The organism is Acidovorax sacchari (genome assembly GCF_042847045.1).
GTDB lineage: Bacteria > Pseudomonadota > Gammaproteobacteria > Burkholderiales > Burkholderiaceae_C > Paracidovorax > Paracidovorax sacchari.
Genome location: NZ_AP035783.1, coordinates 4,667,539 through 4,686,579 on the forward strand (window position 1 = coordinate 4,667,539; position 19,041 = coordinate 4,686,579).

Consider the following 19,041-nt stretch of genomic DNA (forward strand, 5'->3'; position numbering starts at 1 on the left):
TCCGAGGATGTATTGGGGGGTGGAGGTTCGTGTCGTAGAGGAGGCGTGCCTACGAAGCGGGCAACTGCATACGCACAGACACGCGCTCCGCGGCGTCGACGACGTTCGCAATCAGCGCAGCCGAGCGCCCCGTAACGCACACGCCTACTTCCAGCGAGTACTCGAGCGACCATCGGTTCATGTTGAGAGAACCGACGTAGGCCGTGTGACCATCGGCCAGAACCACCTTGGCGTGAGACGTCTCGTTCCCAGCAAGCCCCTCTCGCTCAAGGCGAAAGCTCAAGACACTGACATTCAGTGCCGCCAAGTCACCCGCGGCATTCCTGAGCCCTGTGGGCAGCTGGTATGCAGCGTCGGCGCGGCAGATGAGGACGCGGCGCGCGCCTCTCGGAACCCGAGCGAACAGATTGACTAGCATCGGCGCGCCTATTTCGTCCACATAGGGTGTCATCACGCAAAACCGCGCACGAGCCGCTTCTGCGATGCCAGGCAGCGCCTCCTTGGTGTCGACTATCCCCCACTCTCCCGCGGTCGCCAGCAGCTCCTTGGTAAACCGGCTCGGCGCCGGTGGTCTGGTGACGACCACCTGTACCATGTCCTCATCAGAGTGGACCTCAGAGCGGTAGAGGCACGCGCCGGTAAACAGAGGGGCAAGTTCAGCGTGAAGAGCACGCGACAGGGGTCGCCACGTGAGTTGCGACGACCTCTCGAACAGTCCGGCAGTTGCACCCGCTTTCAGAAAGTCCTCCACTTCTCCGACGCGTGCCAGCGAGATGCCAGCACCAGTGCAGATTCTCCTGACGTCCGTTGCCTCGTTGAACTGGCCGGCGGCAACACTGGCGCAGACAGCTCCCGCAACGTCGCTGTGGCGGGCCATCCGTACGAACGCCTCCCGGACCTCAGGTCGCAGGTGCATTGAGAAAGTCCAAGAACCCGGGGATGCGCTGTCCCTTGTGAGTCAGGTCTTCACGTGGAGCGTTTCCTCCGAGCAGTACAGACCGGGACAGCAACCGATTCTGCGCAATGCAGGAAGTCTCCGGAACCATAATACAGTCGGGACAAGCACCGCCATGAAGGTCACACAGGCTGCCCGAGTTGCACCGGTGCGTCGACGTCTCGAGCAGATGCCCCAAGAAGCGATTGTGCTCATTTCGCCATAGCGACGAGAGGTTCCCAAGGTCCATCGTGGTGCCGTTCCGGTACACGACGAATGCGAGGTCCGCCGGAAACAAGTACTCGCCCAGTGACCCAACATCGAGGCCGGAGAATTCAGCAATCGACTTCATCAGCACGTGCGCGTAGCTGTGAAGCAGCGTGTAGACGTAGCGATAGGTTGACGCGTCGGCTTCGTGGAGAGCGGAGAAGAACCTGCCGAATGGCTCCGCGACCTCCAGGAGGCGGCCACCGAACTTGACGCTGTCCTTCTGCGACCACTCAGGCAGGTTGGGGATGCCTACCGCTGAGAGCCATCCGTACACCGCCTGCGGGTCCAGCTGAACGTACAACGCCTCGTTGGCCTGGGTGACCACGTAAATCGGCCGCTTGCCACCTTCCAATGGCTCGAACAACCGGAGGCGCACCGGCATGTCGGTGCCGTGCTTCTCGATGGTCGGGGTCGCGCCGACACGGGTGTAGCCGTGTGTGAAGCGGCACAACTCAAAGTCCCGGACCAGGCCGAGCTCCGCCATGCCAAGCTTCTTAATCAATCTAGCCGTCTCGGCCTCTTGCCGCTCCTTGTCTCCGGCGTCTTTGGGCGCCAAGTCTCGGTCGAGATGCTGAAAGCGAACAAAGGGCGAACGACCGGAATCGTCCCGCGTCCTGGAAAGCTTGCTACGCCGAAGCGCCTCATGCTCAACGCTGAGGCTGAACGGGTCATACCGACTCGAGAATTCGGAGCGCCTCGCAATCTGGGCTCGCAGGACGTCTGGGAGTTCCGCCTTCGCTGCCACCAGGCCCGCATCGAACCAACCATTCACCAGCTTCTGCAGCTCTTTGTCGAGCGTCGCCACCATGTCCGCTTGACCAGTCGCCTGGAAGGCCTCACGCATCTTGCTCAGGCTCTCATAGCTCTCCCACTTAGCAGCATGACCACCCTGCAGCAGCACGTCGCGCATTTCTTCAAGGGACGGCTGCGCGCCCCCATATCCGAAGTGGGTTGCGATAAATTCCTGCAGCGCCCGCCGCTTCCCCTCTTGCAGCAGCTCCAGCAGCCCCTGGTCTCTCTCCGAGAAGACGACGAACTGCTCCGACTGCGCATAAAACGCCGAGGACGCACGGTAGGAAATCGGTTCCATGCGCCGGGCGTCAATCACGCGATTGCTGTCCGGGCCCAAGACCTCAGTAGTCCACTTGTCGTTTTGTCTCCAAGCGTCGCGGCGGTCGTTGCATTGAGGATTCGCGCACTGGAACGACCATACACCAATCCGGGGAGACTGGGTGTGGAGCAAGAAGCGGTCTCCGTGGCAGAGACCACAGACCCGCCGAGTGAGCCGAACCTCGGCCGCCTCGTCGTTCCACTCCCACCGGCCCGGCATCGCAGGCGACCACTCCCCGGACCAGTGGACGAAGACGACATCAAGCTGGCGCCATTGGCACGACTTGCCAGGCCTGCCCCTGCACGATGGCGTCTCGAAGCTTGTTCGGTCGCGAGCCAGGTCCCCCGGGGTGTCGTAGGCCTTGAACAGACCACAGTGGTTGCAGACGAACGTGAGCGGCGCAGGCACATACGACATGCGCAGCGGATTCACAAATGTCAGATTCGCGGCGCCCAAGTGCTGAACTCCACCGCCCGGCGCCAGAAGTCGCTGGTCGATGCACAACCGCGGGTCCACGGGCCGCCCGCCGTTCGCAGCGCTGACTGCTCTCGAGAACCAGCTGTCCCACACCTCTGCCAAGCGTGTGATGATTTGGTCCCTCGATGCGCTGGAGATGTCAGCTTCATCGGGTGTCTGTGACTTGTCCGGCACCGCGATGCACGCTCCGCGGCCCCCCTCGAAGGTGAAAAACGCGCCCGGCGCATACGAGGACGCCAGCTGGTTGCGCGAGCGGCTCATCGTCGGGGTGTTCAGGACCTTCTTGAAGTCCTCATCAGGCAAGAACGCTGGGGCATTCATTCTTCGGCTCCTTCTTCACTGCCGGCGACGCCGTGCCTTATCAAGTCCATCACCGTGAGCACATCTTGTGCAGCCAAAGGCCGATTTGCTGAGACCTTTCGTGCCGCTCGAATGAGGCCGGCCTCGTCGACATCCCGCAACGAAGTCATGGGCTTCCGCATCGAATCAGGCTGCGCCTCGAAGTAGCTCTTGAGGGTGCCGTCTTCCCTCCAAGTGTCAGTGTCCCAGACGCCAAGAACATCCCTTGTACGCTCGGAAATCATTCGCCTGTAGTGCTCTTCGCCTTCGGGGCAGTAGCCGTCCTTGAGACCGATGGCGAGCTCAATGAAACCGTTCACTTCAGAGAGGAATGCCCCCTGACGCTCACGATGCTCCTTGAGCATCTCTCGCAGGTAGCTGAATGTGGGCACCAGGTGTTTGGCCGCGGCATCTGCCTCAATCAGCCTACGACTGGGAACGACGCCAGCCAGGTACGCCTGCATCATGCTGGGGTGCACGCGCTCCACAGCGCGCTCAGCCCACCGGTCAATCGCTGCGGGTTGGACCATGCGCTCGAGGAAGCGATGGAAGATGTCGAAGACCTCGATGATTTGGCGGTCGCGCCGGCGCTGTGGTGTCGGAACGAGCACCACGAAGCCGACATGGGTTCGGCCCACGCGAGACGATGCTTGGATGTATTCCGCGATGTCCGACGGCATGCCGGCGAAGAACATGGAGTTCAACTCCTCTACGTCCACGCCGTGCGAGATGGCAGAAGTAGCGATAACCGAACGGAGCACCTTTGACAGTGGAGTGAAGGGTTTGCCGGGCTCATCGCGGGTCTGAGCTGCCTGCACAACTGCTTGGATTTCCCCCTGCTCGACTGAACCGGTGATGAGGCGGGTGTCCAAGCCATCCAGCCTCTGGCCTGCATTTACATGGCGTTTTCGCGTCTCCTCAGCCTCAGCCGCCATGATTTGGTCGCCACCCTTCTTGTTGGTGACGTACGTCAGGGCGATGCGATGAAGGTCCACCGCAGTCGCGAGGTCGGAGTCCTCCGCGCCGCCCAGAGCTTGCTCACTGAACATGGCGAGCGGGCCTGGCGAGATAAACTCAAGCATCAGGCTTCGCGCCGTGGCAGCCCTTGCCGCGTCGCCGGAGGTCAGGCCGTCGAACAGCTTTGAAATCGCGAGATGAAAATTCGACAGCACGGCCACGCTGGTGGCGGTGTGCGGCTTTCCGTTGGTCATGAACGCGCAGTAGATGCGCGCCTGCTTCGACCGCAGCTCCACGTCCTCCAGGCTCCGGCGGGCGTCCTCCTCGGCGAGCTCAGGGAGCGCGTAGAACGACTCATAGAGGCTAGGCCCAGGGTGTGGGAACTGCACGGCAGGAATAGAACGCTGGTACAGGTGCTCCAGCTGGCGCTCCGGCTCCGACACGGTCGCAGAAGCCGCCACCACTTTGGCCCTTCGCCGCTTTCCCGCAGGGCTCTGGGACACCAGGTCAGCCCCCAGCGACTTACCCAAGTGCTCAAAGATGGCGTCCAACGTGGACTCGAACAGCGCGGCAAATGTGCCGAGCGACTCGTCCAGCAGGTGAGCCTCGTCCTGGATGACGAGGCTGGGGAACGGGTCAAAGAACAGCCGCTCCCCGTCGGCATAAGCCGGGTAGAGCCCCCGCATGCCCTTTGCGGCAGGGCCGTCCCTCATGTCCCTGTGCTGGGGAACGACGAGGCGACCTGTACTCGGGTCCATCCACGGGGCCATCCCGAACATCCCCATGATTCGGCGAATGGTCGGAGCGGAGTGCCCGATGAGGGCAAGCTTGTCGACCGTGCCGAGCAGCACAGACGGTGCGAGGTCGTAGATGTCCTCGTCGCAGATGTAGAAGGGCAGCGGCTGCCAACTGCCCTCGTTGGAAGCACAGGTCGGGCTGGAGCAAACGTGGCCCAAGGTGCCGCCCTTATCGGGAAAGCCCCGCAGGGCTGTCCCGGCCCCGCAGAAAGGGCACTTAGGTATCTTGTTCCAGGCGCGCCAGGCGGCCGAGTATCTCTGGTCTTTGTCTCGCAGCGCCTCTTCCGACCGAGCGTCCGGGGCAACTGCGTCAACGGCCGGGATGCTGGCCACCCCTTGAGTTGAGTGCCGGTTCGGGGAGCCCGAGGAGCCAACCCAAAACCCGATTGAGAGGGGCCTCCCTCCGTAGTTGCTCCGCCGACGCACCAACTCGGCGTGGGCCAGCACGCGAGCGCAGCGCTGGGCCTGCTGAATGGTCAGCAGACGCAGGGGGTATCTGAGCATGGCCGTGACACCGGTCTTCTTGCCACGCAGGCGGTCAAGCAGCAGGGTGAACACCAGTAGGCCGAAGAACGCCTCCGATTTGCCGCCACCGGTTGCGAAATACAGCAGGGTGACCGCGTCGTCACGCTTCTCCTGGTACTTGGCCTTGAACTCTGGCACTCGCGTTGCAAAGGCGGGAATGTTCGCCACGATAAACGCGAGCTGAAACAGGCGCCACTTGCTGTCGTCGCGGCGAAAGCGGACGCTCATGAAGTCAGCCATCGCCTCGTTCATGGCCAGCCAGGCTTCAAATACGACGCCACGCCGGTCCTCCTGCGGGCCGCGGCCCTTCCAGTGCTTCCGCGACTCGTCCAGCAGCTCGATTCCGGCCTTGATGGACCCAAGTTCGTTGCGCCACAAACCCAGGTCTTTCTCGAACGCTGCGACCTCTCTCGCACGACCCTCGACGTCCTCCTCTGGCAAGCCGTGGCCAGGGTCGACGCGCCGCGGCTGCGCCTCCAACCACTTCTCGAATTCCGGCACGAGCGGTCGCAACCCGTCGAAGCCAGCAGGTGTGCTCAGCGCCCGGACTTCGCGGTTTACGCCTGGCACCGCTGTGGGAACGATGCGAGGTTGGGCATACCTCGGCGTCCACGTGGTCTTCAGTCGCACATTGCCGTCACGCCCATCGGGCAGCACGTCCACCCCGCAGTTGTGCCCCATGGCGGCGTAGTGAAGATACTGGTTGTATCGGTAAGAAGGGTCCACTCGCTCGAGCAGAAGCGGCCGATGCAAGGCCTGGGGAACAGTGGCAGTGAGGTTGACCTGAAAGACCGCTTCTTCTGTTTCATCGACACGCATTCGAGGCGTAAGACTGACGTTCTCCAGGGCCAGCAACAGGCTCGTCTTGCTTGGGTCCGCCCAGTCGACGCTCGCCTCCAGGTTCCACGCCAACTCGATTTCAGAAACGAGCACGGGGAGGTTGGAGTTGCGCACCCGGGCCAGGAACTCAGCCCACTTGCGGTATTGACTGGCGGGCACTTCGGCGCCGCGGCGGTATCCCCATAGGCGGCCGCCTTCATTCGGCTCCTCGCTTGCGCGCCACGCCTCAAGGCTAGCTCGAATGGCGGCGTTCATTTTGTCTGCATGCGCAGCGACATCGGTCAGCAACTGCTCATGCGACCGCGTCATATCCAACCTAAGTGCCGGCACTTGGACCTCGAGACGCATCCACTTGTGGGGAATGGCCATGGGCTCGAAGTGCGCGTCGCTGAGGACCCTGGCGGACTGCGCCCCGACGACTACACCTTCACCGGCACCCTCGTTGTCTTCGGTAGGCTCCTCCTCATCCAGGGCCCGAAGGTCGGTCGGAACGCCGAGCGCAGCATGAACTTCTGCGACCACTCGCTCCCTGATAGCGCGCCACTCAGGATGCTTCCACCGCGAAGTGTGTGCGCCTTTCACCTTTTCCCATTCCTCGTCGAGGCGGCGGTCCCGCTCTGCCCGGAGCTGGTCATGCGTCGCACGCCGAAGCTTGATGGCCAGCTTGCAGTCCGGCCGCTTAAGGTCCTCCTCGCGAGGCAAGACGCGCACATAAACGCTGAGCGATGGCTGGACCTCGAGCTCGCCAGCGGTGTTGCGCGCGAGCTGGAACTGGAAACCATGCGAGGAAATCCAGATTGGCGACGTGACCTCGTCACCACCCTCTGCGGTTAGCTGAGGAAGCAGGAACCCGGAGTTCAGCAGAGTGCGAGGTCGCGCCCCAAACAGGAACTTGCCGACAGACCCGGCACCACTGACACGGGCATGTGTGATGTTGATAATCGCGTCGGCGACAGCCTCTTTCAGCGTTGTGTTCAGGTTCGCGGGGTCGGCGCGGGTGAGTTCAGGCACGGAGTGCTTCCTCTTTGTTGGGGATGAGCGCTTCTACGACGCAGAGGCTTTCTCTGGCTCGCTCATACAGCATCTGAATCGTCTGCCGGCCAATCTTCGAGTGCACCATGACGGACTCGGGCTGCAGCAACATGTGCGTGTAAATCTCGGAGACGTGGCGGCCGTCTTGACGCCTAGCGTTGCGAATCGGCAGGATGACGCGCTGCCAGTTGGCCGCGGCTTCGATGTCGGACATACCCAGCGCCTTCGCGAACGCGGCGAAGTGCGCCTCCTTCAAGGGAGCTTGGGGCCGCAGGTCCTCGAATGCAGTTTCCGCTGCGTTGCCAAGGTTCACCCAATGACGGACAGCCTGCTCCTCGGGAAAGTCGCCCTTCCATTTCGGGTTCGCCTCGAGGATGGCGGCGCGAAGCGCGCGCACCTTGTCGATGAGGCTCCCTTCCGGAAATGAGCGCACCAGCAACGTCTTGACTTGGCGGTGGTAGTTGCGGAGTGCGGCCTCGAAGACCTTGTCTGTCTCCAGCGGGATGCCGGCCTCTTTGAATACGCCTTCGACCGTGTCGCGCAGGTCTGGCGACATGACGAACAACTTGTCTCCGGGTTCGAGAGTGCGAATCTCACAGCTTCGGAAGCCGCGCTCCGTGGCCTCTCTGCTCGCTGGGTCGTAGACGTAAACACGGTGATTGGGGCGGCGGTGCAATCGGCCGCCCTCAAGCATGACCGTCCAAGCCTCTGGGTCTTTCTCGGCCTCACTTGCATCCGAGGTGTCCTGGCTCAATTCCATGCGGAAAACGGGCATGACCAGGTCAGTGTTGGTCAGGAGACCGGGGTCCTCAGGGAGATGCATCAGAACGCGCAGCATCGACTCCATCCGAGGCTTCAGCGGCTTGAAAGCGGGGAAGTGCTCGACGAGGGGCTTCATGGCCGCCCGGAGGTACTGCCCGTTCTGCTGTGTTAGGAGCAGCGTCGAGTGGCTCGGGATGCGGTCGTCGGTGACAAGCAGTCGGAGAGACTCTTCATCGAGGCCGGCGAAGACAAGCTGTGCGCGGCCAATGGTGCTCAGCACCTCGTCCAGTTGCGGGGTGCAGATGAGCGTCACGTCTTTCGCGAACTCGCCAAAGGAGCGGCCATTCCGAAATTCGGCATACCTGGAGAGAAAACGCACAGCCAAGTGCTTGTGGAAGTGCGACGCCATCACCACGACCACCTGCTTGTTCTTCTCAACGGCCGCGCCGATGTGCCTGGCCAGCAAATGCGCGAACGGAGTCGCGTCGTCGTAGTTGGCCACCAGCTTGTTGGCTGCATCTATGGCCGCCACCAAGGTTTTCTGCTGGTCCGCGGCCTGGCCGCTGCGCGAGTACGAGAGCAGCGACGCGTAGAAGCTGGACCAAGCCCAGCGTTGACGGGCGCGGTCATCTGCCTCGGCGTTCGCAAGCCATTGCGACAGGTCACGCACACCACACGGAAGTGCGGCGACTCGGTTAAGGTAAGCCATTGCGTCCGTGACTGGCTTCGCGGCTTCCCTCCCACCCTCGGCGGCATTGGCAACTCGATTCAGGCGGCTGACCACCTTGGCCGCCTCGGCGTCCACAATCTCCGTGTCAATCTCTCGCAGCGCGGGCACGCGCGTTTCTACTGCGCCGGGGAGCATCAGGCCGTCGGTCTTGACGGCGCACGGAACTCCGACGATGCCGTACTCCTGCCCTGGGCTCCAACGGTCGGACGCCGGTCGCTTCAAATTCTGGGCAAAAAGCTCATCGCGCAGACGGTACGCGGCGTGCGGTTCATCTGCCACGATGAGGACGCCCGGAGCGTCGGCGCCGAACACGGCTTCCAGCTGCAAGCAGAACCGGGCAAGCGCGCCCTTCCAGCCGCGTGATTCGCGACGGACACTTCGTGTCGCGTTCACGATGACGACCTCTGGTGCGCCGACTTTCTTCAGGGCAAGCAGTGCCTTTTTGAGCTCCGGTGTGCTCATTCGGCCATCCAGCGCGAACATCGCATCGGGAGCCGTAGAGGGGTTTCCGATGATTGAGCAGTTCGTCCGCAGCGCAGCGGCCTGGCTGCGCTTTTGCAGCTTCGCGCCGAGCTGCGAGAGGAGTCTGGTCTCGCAGCTCGCCCACGTAGGCTGCGCCGGAGTTGCCAGGAAGTGCGGGAGCAGCTCGCCGAGCGTTGGGTTCGACCATCGGGGGTCCGCAAGGTCCTTCAGGGCGCTGTTGAATGCCGACAGATAGGGGTCTTTCGCCCGGCATGAGCGCTTGACCTTTGGGTTCGGGCTTGTCTCCGCGAATTGGAGGCCGAGACGCAGTAGCGGAGCTCGAGCGAACCGCATGTGGTTCAAAGGGTAGAAGACGTTCGTCTTCACCGGGAAGGTCAGTCCCCGGATTCCCATTTTGTCGCCCTCCGTCCAGCGCTCCAGCGTGGCCAGGGCGTGCACGAGCACGAGAGACTTCGGAGCCGTCGGCCACAGAATCGCGATTTGGCGCTTGCGGGTCACCGCAGCCTCAAGGTAGCGGTCCACGAGCCACGCCAGCGCGTTGGAGACCGTGCCGGTCTCAGTTTCCCCGTCCTTAAGCACCGGCACCTGGGCTGTCCCAAAGCGAGGCGCGTGTGGAGCGGCGGGACCCGCCGGTATCGTCTGGCCAGCCGATTCTGGTGGCTTGGTTTCAGCCGCCAGGTCCGAGGGAGCGACCGTGACCGCGGCGCCATTCGGAGGCGGGCCTGATTTCTTGGGCGTTGTGAACTTCGCAAGCAGCGCGGTCTTGGCGGCTTTTGCGTTCGCCTGGTCTTCCAGGCGCTGGGTGAGTCTGTTGAGCGGTCGCATGACTACGGCTGCACGAGTTTCCATTTACCGTCTAGTCACTTCAGGCCGCGTACGCGAGGTGCACGGCCTGCTGCATCGGGAGCCCGCTCTTGAGAAGAGCCTTGAGGCGGTGCGGGTCCGGCAAGGCTAGTTGCCTGAGCTCGAAAGCCGAGACGTTCGTCGCCCCAGAGATGCATCGGAAGAAGCGGTCAACCGCGGGGACTGCCAAGAGGCTGGCAAGTTCTTCCGCAGTCAGAACGGGAGATTCCACAGTCGGCTCAAGCACCACCAGGTGGTTCTCGCCAACGAAGCCGCCATACTCCTCAAACAAGCGTCGCGGAACTGCCGCGGCAACCAAACGCCTCGCCTGCGTGTTCGACGTGACCCGCTGAAGGACCACGCCGGGTCGAGTCACGACCGAGGTGTGCTCGCGGCTGCCCAGGTCGACGAATCGATGCTCATCTGCCTTCGCGGTCGCACCGTCAAACTGCAGTTGACCATCGAGCGAGATGTCCGCGGACCAAAGCAGCGGGACCGCCGTGCGACAGCGCGCACGTTTCACATCTCGCGCACACTGGAAGGTCGGCCGCTTGTCTCTGTTCCAGACGAAGGCTCCAATGCGTACGCGGTAGCCATAGTGTGAGAGCCGGAAGGTCGACTTCCCCGCCGTGTGCAGCAGCGTCACGTCGTCGACGCCCCGAGGAATGGGCCACACCTCTCCGGAGTGGGGCAGCCGGCATTTGCCGACGCTCTGGTACTTCCCTGTCGCGGATACGACGGACACATCCGCCCACGCTTCTGGCGCTGCAGCGGGCGCAGACCGACGGAGCACAGTGAGCGCGGTCTCCTGCTCGACGTCGATGAAGACCCCAAGCCTGTCGCTCACCATGCCAATGTGCTCAATCGCGGTATTGCGTGACAGGAAGCGGCGCAGCGCGCTGAAGTACTGGCCAGAGAGGAAGCTAGTGGGGGTCACAAGTGCCGCTCGGCCGCCCTCGCGCAGCAGACGGACGGACAGGGCGATGAACAGCCCATAGAGGTTCGGCTGGGACTCGATGACCTCTCCGTACTGGTCCCTAAGGGGGACGAGTTCGTCGCCCCCCATTTTTCGATACGGAGGATTGCAAACGACCACATCCAGCTGACCGAACATGGAGGCCAGCTCGCGCAAAGAGTCCGCGCGATGGACCTTGAACGCCGGCACGTAGCCGCTGGCACGAATCTCTTCGTGCAGCGCCATCCGTAGAAAGTGCGCGGACAAAGCACACAGGGTGCCATCGAGGTCGGTGCCGTACAGGTGGCTTTCGACGTGCTGAAGGATGGCTTTCGGGCCAATTCCCTCGCTGCGTAGCGCATCTCTCATCCGCAACGCGATTGGGGCCAGGAAAGCGGCACCTCCGCATGCAGGGTCAAGGAACGACTGCGAGCCGAACTCGACGCCCTGTTCGGCCAAGTCGTCCAGCAGCCCGCGCGTGAGCGAAGCGGGCGTGAAGAATATCGCGAGCTGCTTACGATGCATCTCGTTGGCGAGCATTGCATAGGCAGAGCTGAGCCAATACGAAGCCTCCAGAAACCCAAGTTGCCGCACGCACTTGACGAACGACTGGAGTGCCGGCGTGGCTGCGAGTGATTTGGAGTACGGCAGACCCGACGCCGGCAATGCTTTGAAGTCGGCTGCGCACCAGGTCGCTATGGCGGTGCCCACAACTGCGGACGGCGAGGCATTGCACGCCTGTCCTGCTAGCTTGAGGCCTCGAATTTGCCGCAAGAGGCTCAGTCGCGAAGGGGCCTTCGGGCTGGCCGAAGCAGACCCCTCCACAACTCGCATGCTGTCGTCGGACTCCGTACCGGTGCGCTCCTCCATCTCCTGCCTTTCTTAATCTTTCTTAGGTGCCGACTTCTTTCTCCGCTTGGCGGTGCGTTCCGGCGCTGCCGTCGTCGACACAACGTTTAGCGTTCTTGCGTACGCCCGAACCATCGTCTCGAACATATTCGTCAGACTCCGGTTCTCCGCGGCCGCGCACTGCTCCCACAAGTCACGAACTTCGGGAGTCATCTTCAGCGACGTGGCAGCTGTCTTTTGCAGCGGGCGGGGCATGTGAGGTGAAGTGACCGCGTTTTAGCCGAACGCGCTCCGCGCGATAGCGCAAACTGATATACGTTATCAGGCGTATCCGCCAAGCACAACCTGGCTAGCCAGGAGAACGCGTACTTTCGACGGGCTCACACCACACCCGTTTGGACGAGGTGCGTCGGCGGAAACGATGCGAGCGCATCGCTTACCCGAATCGCGCCGCGAGTCTCCTTGGCGGCCGCGTCGTCTTGAGCCATCTATAGAGCGCACTTAGGCGCAACGCGGCACACTGGTAGTCAATGGCAACGTACCTAACTGGCCAGCGAGAGCGTGATGCCGAAGCGCTGCGTCACCAGTTCGCGCACGATCTGCCGCGTCCACAGTCCGAAGTCGAAGCCGTACTGCAGCGGGTTCTTGCCGTTGACCCAGACGAAGACCTGCCGCTCTTGTGTGGCGGTGAGGCTGCGCGGGCGCCCGCTGCCCTTGGTCGAGCGCAAAGCTCGTGCGCCCTTGCCTCGACCACGAGCCGCAGCCCGCACCTTGTAGGCCCATGTTCTGTTCATGCCAAACGAGGCTGAAACCGCAGCGGGCTTCTCGCCTTCTCGCATGCGCTGCAGGGCCAGCATGCGCATCTCTTCCAGTGTGTTGTGCGCCAATGTGCGGCCGTCTCGCTTCATGCCGCGAATCAAACCACATCCGCGCCAGCAGTGCATCCGATTGTTCCCTAAATTACTGAGTTGTCAGTAAGACCGTTATCACAGTTTTCTTACAAAAATTCGAAGGTCCTCGAAGGGGGTCTGACCCGCGCTTCACCGGTGCGTGCTGTTGCCGAAAAATCAGACCGCTTCAGAGGAGAAAGCCCCCGACCGTTTCACTAATTGGCGGGGGCAATTTCAAATTCTGTTTCTGGGCCGCAGGCGGTCAGATGCGGGCGCTCGCTCACTCCACCGTCACACTCTTCGCCAGATTCCGCGGCTTGTCCACGTCCGTCCCCCGCGCACACGCCGTGTGGTACGCCAGCAGCTGCAGCGGCACCACGTGCAGGATCGGGCTGAGCGCGCCGTAGTTCTCGGGCATGCGGATCACGTGCATGCCTTCGGAGGTATCGATGTTGGTCTTCGCGTCGGCCAGCACGTAGAGCACGCCGCCGCGGGCGCGCACTTCCTGCAGGTTGCTCTTGAGCTTTTCCAGCAGTTCGTCGTTGGGCGCCACGGTGACCACGGGCATGCTGCTGGTCACCAGGGCCAGGGGGCCGTGCTTGAGCTCGCCGGCCGGGTAGGCCTCCGCGTGGATGTAGCTGATCTCCTTGAGCTTGAGCGCGCCTTCCAGGGCGATGGGGTAGTGCACGCCGCGGCCCAGGAACAGGGCGTTCTCCATCTTCGCGAAGTCCTCGGCCCAGCTGATGATCTGCGGCTCGAGCGCGAGCACGCCCTGCAGGGCCACGGGCAGGTGGCGCATGGCCTGCAGGTGGCGCGCCTCCTGCTCTTCGCTCAGGCGGCCGCGCGCCTGCGCCAGCGCCAGCGTGAGCAGGAACAGCCCCGCGAGCTGGGTGGTGAAGGCTTTGGTGGACGCCACGCCGATCTCCACGCCCGCCCGGGTGATGTAGGCCAGCTTGCATTCGCGCACCATGGCGCTGGTGGACACGTTGCAGATGGTCAGCGTGTGCTGCATGCCCAGGCTCTGCGCATGGCGCAGCGCGGCCAGGGTGTCGGCGGTCTCGCCGGACTGGCTGATGGTCACCACCAGCGCGCGCGGGTTGGGCACGCTGGTGCGGTAGCGGTACTCGCTCGCCACTTCCACCTGCGTGGGGATGCCGGCGATGGATTCGAGCCAGTACTTGGCCGTGCAGCCGCTGTAGTAGCTGGTGCCGCAGGCCAGGATCAGGACGGAATCCACTTCCTTGAACACCCGCCAGGCGGCGGTACCGTCGGCGCCGTCGAACAATTCGGGCGCCACGCCGCGCACGCCTTCCAGCGTGTCGCCGATGGCGCGCGGCTGCTCGAAGATTTCCTTCTGCATGTAGTGGCGGTACGGGCCCAGTTCGGCGGCGCCGCTGTGGGCGAGCACGGTGCGCACCGGGCGGCTCGCGGGGTCCAGGGGCTGGCCGTCCTTGCCGGCGATCCAGTAGCGGCCCAGCTGCAGATCGACGAGATCGCCCTCTTCCAGATACACGATCTGGTCGGTGACGCCGGCCAGGGCCATGGCGTCGCTCGCCAGGAAGTGCTCGCCGTCGCCCACGCCCAGGATCAGCGGGGAGCCGGCGCGGGCGCCCACCACGCGGTGGGGCTCGTCCTTGTGGATCACGGCGATGGCATAGGCGCCATGCAGTTCGGCCACGGCAGCGCGCACGGCCTGGAACAAGTCGCCGCTGTAGTGGCTGTCCACGAGGTGGGCGATGACCTCGGTATCCGTCTGGCTGGTGAACACGTAGCCACGGGCCTGCAGCGATGCGCGCAGCGCCTCGTGGTTCTCGATGATGCCGTTGTGCACCAGCGCGACGCGGCCCAGGCGCAGCGGCTCGTCCGGGCCGGAGCCGTGGCTGAAATGTGGGTGCGCGTTGTGCACGGCCGGCGCGCCGTGCGTGGCCCAGCGCGTGTGGGCGATGCCGGTGGCGCCTTCCACGTGCTCCGTGCGCACCTGCTCCAGCAGCTCCGCCACGCGCGCCGTGCTGCGGGCGCGCCGCAGTCCACCGGTGGGCGCGGTGCCCAGGCTGGCGTCGTGGATGGCCACGCCGCACGAGTCGTAACCCCGGTACTCCAGCCGCTGAAGGCCCTGGACGAGGATGGGAACGATATTGCGCGTGGAGACCGCGCCGACGATGCCGCACATGGAAGAGGTCCTTCAGGAATGGATGAGGAAAAGCCGAGTGGCGAAAGCGGTGCCATCGTAGGCAGGGCCGCATAAAATTTCAGATCGATCGATGGCACGGATTGGACTTTTATTTCATGTATTTTTTATGGAGAAATAAAATTTCATTTATAAATGAATCATGGAATCCATTGAACTCGATGCCACCGATCTCCGCCTGCTCGACTTGCTGCAGACCGACGCCAGCCTGAGCAACCAGACCCTGGCCGGGCTCGCGCACGTCTCTCCGCCCACCTGCCTGCGCCGCATCAAGCGGCTGCATGACCTGGGGCTGGTGGAGCGGCAGGTGGCCATCCTGCAACCCGACCGGCTGGCGCAACTGCAGGGGCACGGGCTCACGGCATTCGTCGAGGTGACGCTGGACCGCCAGGGGGCCGAAATGCTGGACGCCCTCGAAGCGAAGGCCGTGGCCGACGAAGCGGTGCAGCAGTGCTGGCGGGTGGCGCCGGGCCCGGATTTCATGCTGGTGGTCCACACCCGGGACATGCCCGGCTATCTCGCACTGACCCAGCGGCTCTTCACGGGGGACGCGAACGTGCGCAACGTGAAGGCGTTCTTCGGCGTCAAGCGCGCCAAGTTCGATACGCGCGTTCCGATCGTGCGGGACGCGTGAACCAGGCACCGGGGCCGGGCAAGACCGGGGTCGCCGGAGCCGGGCCATGCGGTAGAGTGCTGCGAGCCAATCCGCACCTCCAGCACCGATGGGCCCTCCCAAGCACCCGCTGCGCCAACGCATCTATCCCCTGCGCGCCCTGGGCATGGGGCTCGGCGGCATTGCCGTGGCGACCGTGCTGTGGGAGGACGGCGCATCGCATGCGGAATGGGCGTTCGCTGCGTTCGTCGCGCTGGTCTGGCCGCATGCAGCCTTCGTGCTGGCGGGACGCAGCGCCGACCCGTACCGCGCCGAGATCCGCAATCTGCTCGTGGACTCCGCGCTGGTGGGAGCACTGGTGCCGCTCATGCACTTCAACCTGCTGCCCAGCCTGCTGCTGTGCCTGCTCACGATGCAGGACAAGGTCGCCTGCGGCATCCGCGGGCTGTGGGCACGCTCGCTGCCGGGCATGGCCGCCGCGGGGCTGGCCAGCGCCGCGGCCACGGGCCTGCGCTTCGATCCGCACAGCTCGATGGAGGTCATCGTGGCCTGCATGCCCGTCATGGTGCTGCATTCGATGTCGGTCAGCCTGGCGAGCCACCGGCTGATCCGCAAGGTATCCCACCAGAACCAGCAGCTCGAAGAACTGCGGCGAGTGGACGCGCTCACGGGCCTGTATGGACGCGGCCACTGGCAGGAGCAGGCCGAGGCCGCGCTGGGACGCTTCCATGCCGAGAACGCTCCCACCAGCCTGCTCATGCTGGACATCGACCATTTCAAGGACATCAACGACCGCTGGGGCCACAGCGTGGGCGACGAGGTGATCCGGACCGTGGCCCGGCTGGTGCGCTCCAACGTGCGTGCCACCGACTGCGCCGGCCGCTACGGCGGCGACGAGTTCGCGGTGATCCTGCGGGGCCGGGACCGCGCGGCGGCCCGGTTAGTGGCCGAGCGCATCCGCGCCCAGGCGCAGGAGGCACGCGTGCACGGCATGCCGCAACTGCAGTTCACCTGCAGCATCGGCATCGCTGCCCTGGAAACCGCGCACACCCACGTGCGGGACTGGGTGGATGCGGCCGATGCGGCCCTCTACCAGGCCAAGCGCCACGGCCGCAATGGCATCGCGCTCGGTGCAGGCGGCAAGGACGGCGCGCCTCCCTGCTGAGCGGCTCAGGGCCGGGCCGCCTGCCCACCGCCGGGTGGCCACTCGAGTGTGAGGGTGCAGCCTTCGCCGGGCACTGCGTCGATGCCGATGCGCCCCCGGTGGCGCTGCATGATCGCGCGGGCCTTGGCGAGCCCCACGCCCATGCCGTCGAAATCCGCCTCGCGGTGCAGGCGCTGGAACACGCCGAACAGCGCGCCCGCACGTGCGGGATCGAAACCCGTGCCGTTGTCGCGCACCTCCAGCCGGGCCGTACCGTCCACGGCCACGTCCCCGCTCACCGCGATGCGGGCAGGGGAGCGGTCCCGCGTGAACTTGAGCGCATTGCCCAGCAGCTCGGTGAGCAGCTGGCGCAGCAGCGCGGCATCGCCCGCCACCGTCGGCAGGCCGGGCGCGAACTGCCACTCCACGCTGCGGCCGGCGGCCTCGCCGTCGAGCGTGGCCTGCGCCTCACGCGCCAATGCGTTCAGGTCCACCGGCGCCAGGTGCAGCGGGGCATGGGCGATGCGCGAGAGCGCGAGCAGGCCGTCGAGCATGCGGCCCATGCGGCGGGAGGCCTGGTCCATGGTGCCCAGGAAACTGCACGCCTCCGCACGCTCCTCGGCGGGTAGGCCCTGTGCCTCGTCCTCGACCAGTTCCCGCACCAGCGGGCCGAAGGAGACGATGTGCCGCAGCGGTGCGCGCAGATCGTGGGACACCGCATGCAGGAACTCGTCGTGCGCCGCCGCCATCTCGGCCAGCGCACGGTCGCGCTCGGCCAGCAGCGCGCGCAACGCGGGCGCATCCAGGTGTTCGTACGGAGCCTGCCCTGTTCCGGGCTGCCCCGCGGCGCCGGCGCCTGCTTCGGTCATGCGGGGCGCCGCTGCTTCACCGGCCGCTGCCAGTTCTCTTTGGTGACCTGCTTGCCGCGGGCCACGCTCAAGGCCCCTGCGGGCGTGCTCTTGGTGATGGTGGAGCCGCCGCCCACCGTGCCGCCGGCACCGATGGTCACGGGCGCCACCAGCACGCAGTTGCTGCCGATGTGTGCATCGGCCTCGATCACCGTGCGGTGCTTGTTCGCGCCGTCGTAGTTGGCGGTGATGCTGCCGGCGCCGTAGTTCACGCGCTCGCCCACCGTGGCGTCGCCCAGGTAGGCGAGGTGGTTGGCCTTGGCGCCGTCGGCCAGGCTCGAATTCTTCACTTCCACGAAGTTGCCGATGTGCACTTCGCGCCCCAGCTGTGCGCCGGGCCGCAGCCGCGCGAACGGTCCGACCAGCGCGCCTTCGCCCACCTGCACGCCCGCCGGCTGCTCGCCGTCGATATGGGTGTAGGGGTGGACCACCGCGCCCGCGGCGATGCGCGCATTCGCGATGCAGCAGTGCGCGCCGATGCGCACGCCCTCGCCCAGCTCCACGCGGCCGGAAAAGATGCAGTTCACGTCGATCTCCACATCCTGCCCGCAGGCCAGTTCGGCGCGCGCGCCGGTGCGCGGATCATCGCGCAGGTCGAAGCGCGCGGGATCGGCCAGGCGCACGCCCTGCTCCATCAACGCGCGCGCCTGTGCGAGCTGGTGTGCGCGCTCCAGCTCGGCCAGCTGCAGCGGGCTGTTCACGCCAGCCACCTGCAGCGCATCGGCGATGCGGTGCGCCACCACGGGCACGCCGTCGGCCACGGCCATGGCCACGATGTCGGTCAGGTAGTACTCGCCCTGGGCGTTGTCGTTGGTCAGCCGCGCCAGCCAGCCGGCCAGCAGCCCCGCGGGCACGGCCATGATCCCGCTGTACACCTCATCGATGGCGCGCTGCGCCTCGGTGGCGTCCTTGTGCTCGACGATGCCATGCACCGCGCCGTCACCGCCGCGCACGATGCGCCCGTAGCCCGACGGGTCCGGCAGGGTCACGGTGAGCAGGGCCAGTTGCCCTCCCCCGCCCGCTGCCACCAGTGCGCGCAGGGTGTGCGCGCGGGTCAGCGGCACGTCGCCGGACAGCACGACCACCGTACCGTCGCCCTGCAGCGCCGGCACCGCCTGCTGCACGGCGTGGCCGGTGCCCAGTTGCGGCTCCTGCCGCACGCAGCGCGCGTCCAGCCCGTCAGCCGCACGGGCGACGAAAGGCTCCACCTCGGCGGCGCCATGCCCCGTCACGACCACGGCGCGCCGCGCCTGCAGGCCGCGCGCCTGGTCGAGCACGTGCGCCAGCAGGGGGCGCCCCGCGAGGCGTTGCAGGACCTTGGGAATGCGGCTTTTCATGCGCGTGCCTTTGCCCGCGGCCATGATGATGACGTCCAGTGCGCTCATGGAATATGG

The 19,041-nt window shown here is 64.9% G+C and carries 10 protein-coding genes and 1 pseudogene; 2 read left to right on the forward strand and 9 right to left on the reverse strand.

Features of this window, described 5'->3' with window-relative positions; genetic code table 11:
- Window positions 1-49: 49 nt before the first annotated feature.
- The 7 genes and pseudogenes from ACGHC0_RS20620 to glmS all read right to left on the reverse strand — a co-directional run bounded on the left by ACGHC0_RS20620 (window position 50) and on the right by glmS (window position 14,964).
- Window positions 50-916, reverse strand: coding sequence for a phospholipase D-like domain-containing protein (locus tag ACGHC0_RS20620; RefSeq protein WP_415266616.1), 867 nt, complete (start codon window positions 914-916; stop codon window positions 50-52).
- On the reverse strand, window positions 900-3,113 hold the full coding sequence (locus ACGHC0_RS20625; protein WP_415266617.1) for a hypothetical protein: 2,214 nt from the start codon (window positions 3,111-3,113) through the stop codon (window positions 900-902). Before ACGHC0_RS20625 ends, ACGHC0_RS20620 begins: the two co-directional genes overlap by 17 nt.
- Complete coding sequence (locus ACGHC0_RS20630; RefSeq protein ID WP_415266618.1) at window positions 3,110-7,261, reverse strand: DEAD/DEAH box helicase family protein; 4,152 nt, start codon at window positions 7,259-7,261, stop codon at window positions 3,110-3,112. The genes ACGHC0_RS20625 and ACGHC0_RS20630 overlap by 4 nt, the downstream gene beginning before the upstream one ends.
- On the reverse strand, window positions 7,254-10,082 hold the full coding sequence (locus ACGHC0_RS20635) for a hypothetical protein (protein WP_415266619.1): 2,829 nt from the start codon (window positions 10,080-10,082) through the stop codon (window positions 7,254-7,256). Before ACGHC0_RS20635 ends, ACGHC0_RS20630 begins: the two co-directional genes overlap by 8 nt.
- Window positions 10,083-10,122: 40 nt before the next feature.
- Window positions 10,123-11,925, reverse strand: coding sequence for an HsdM family class I SAM-dependent methyltransferase (locus tag ACGHC0_RS20640; RefSeq protein ID WP_415266620.1), 1,803 nt, complete (start codon window positions 11,923-11,925; stop codon window positions 10,123-10,125).
- A gap of 524 nt (window positions 11,926-12,449) precedes the next feature.
- Window positions 12,450-12,812, reverse strand: a pseudogene (locus ACGHC0_RS20645) (IS630 family transposase); the annotation flags it as partial.
- A gap of 262 nt (window positions 12,813-13,074) precedes the next feature.
- Window positions 13,075-14,964, reverse strand: a complete 1,890-nt coding sequence (gene glmS, locus ACGHC0_RS20650) for a glutamine--fructose-6-phosphate transaminase (isomerizing) (RefSeq protein ID WP_415266621.1) — start codon at window positions 14,962-14,964, stop codon at window positions 13,075-13,077.
- A gap of 160 nt (window positions 14,965-15,124) precedes the next feature.
- On the opposite strand from glmS, the gene ACGHC0_RS20655 reads away from it, so the two are divergent.
- Together ACGHC0_RS20655 and ACGHC0_RS20660 are read left to right on the forward strand one after the other, a co-directional pair.
- Window positions 15,125-15,616: an Lrp/AsnC family transcriptional regulator gene (locus ACGHC0_RS20655; protein WP_368352718.1), complete on the forward strand. Its 492-nt coding sequence runs from the start codon at window positions 15,125-15,127 to the stop codon at window positions 15,614-15,616.
- A gap of 88 nt (window positions 15,617-15,704) precedes the next feature.
- The gene (locus tag ACGHC0_RS20660; protein WP_415266622.1) at window positions 15,705-16,760 is read left to right on the forward strand and encodes a sensor domain-containing diguanylate cyclase; all 1,056 of its coding nucleotides are present in this window, start codon (window positions 15,705-15,707) and stop codon (window positions 16,758-16,760) included.
- 5 nt (window positions 16,761-16,765) lie between these two features.
- Here ACGHC0_RS20660 and ACGHC0_RS20665 read toward each other — a convergent pair whose 3' ends face one another.
- Window positions 16,766-17,608, reverse strand: a complete 843-nt coding sequence (locus ACGHC0_RS20665; RefSeq protein ID WP_415266623.1) for a sensor histidine kinase — start codon at window positions 17,606-17,608, stop codon at window positions 16,766-16,768.
- The gene (gene glmU, locus ACGHC0_RS20670) at window positions 17,605-19,032 is read right to left on the reverse strand and encodes a bifunctional UDP-N-acetylglucosamine diphosphorylase/glucosamine-1-phosphate N-acetyltransferase GlmU (RefSeq protein WP_415266624.1); all 1,428 of its coding nucleotides are present in this window, start codon (window positions 19,030-19,032) and stop codon (window positions 17,605-17,607) included. Before glmU ends, ACGHC0_RS20665 begins: the two co-directional genes overlap by 4 nt.
- Window positions 19,033-19,041 lie beyond the last annotated feature (9 nt).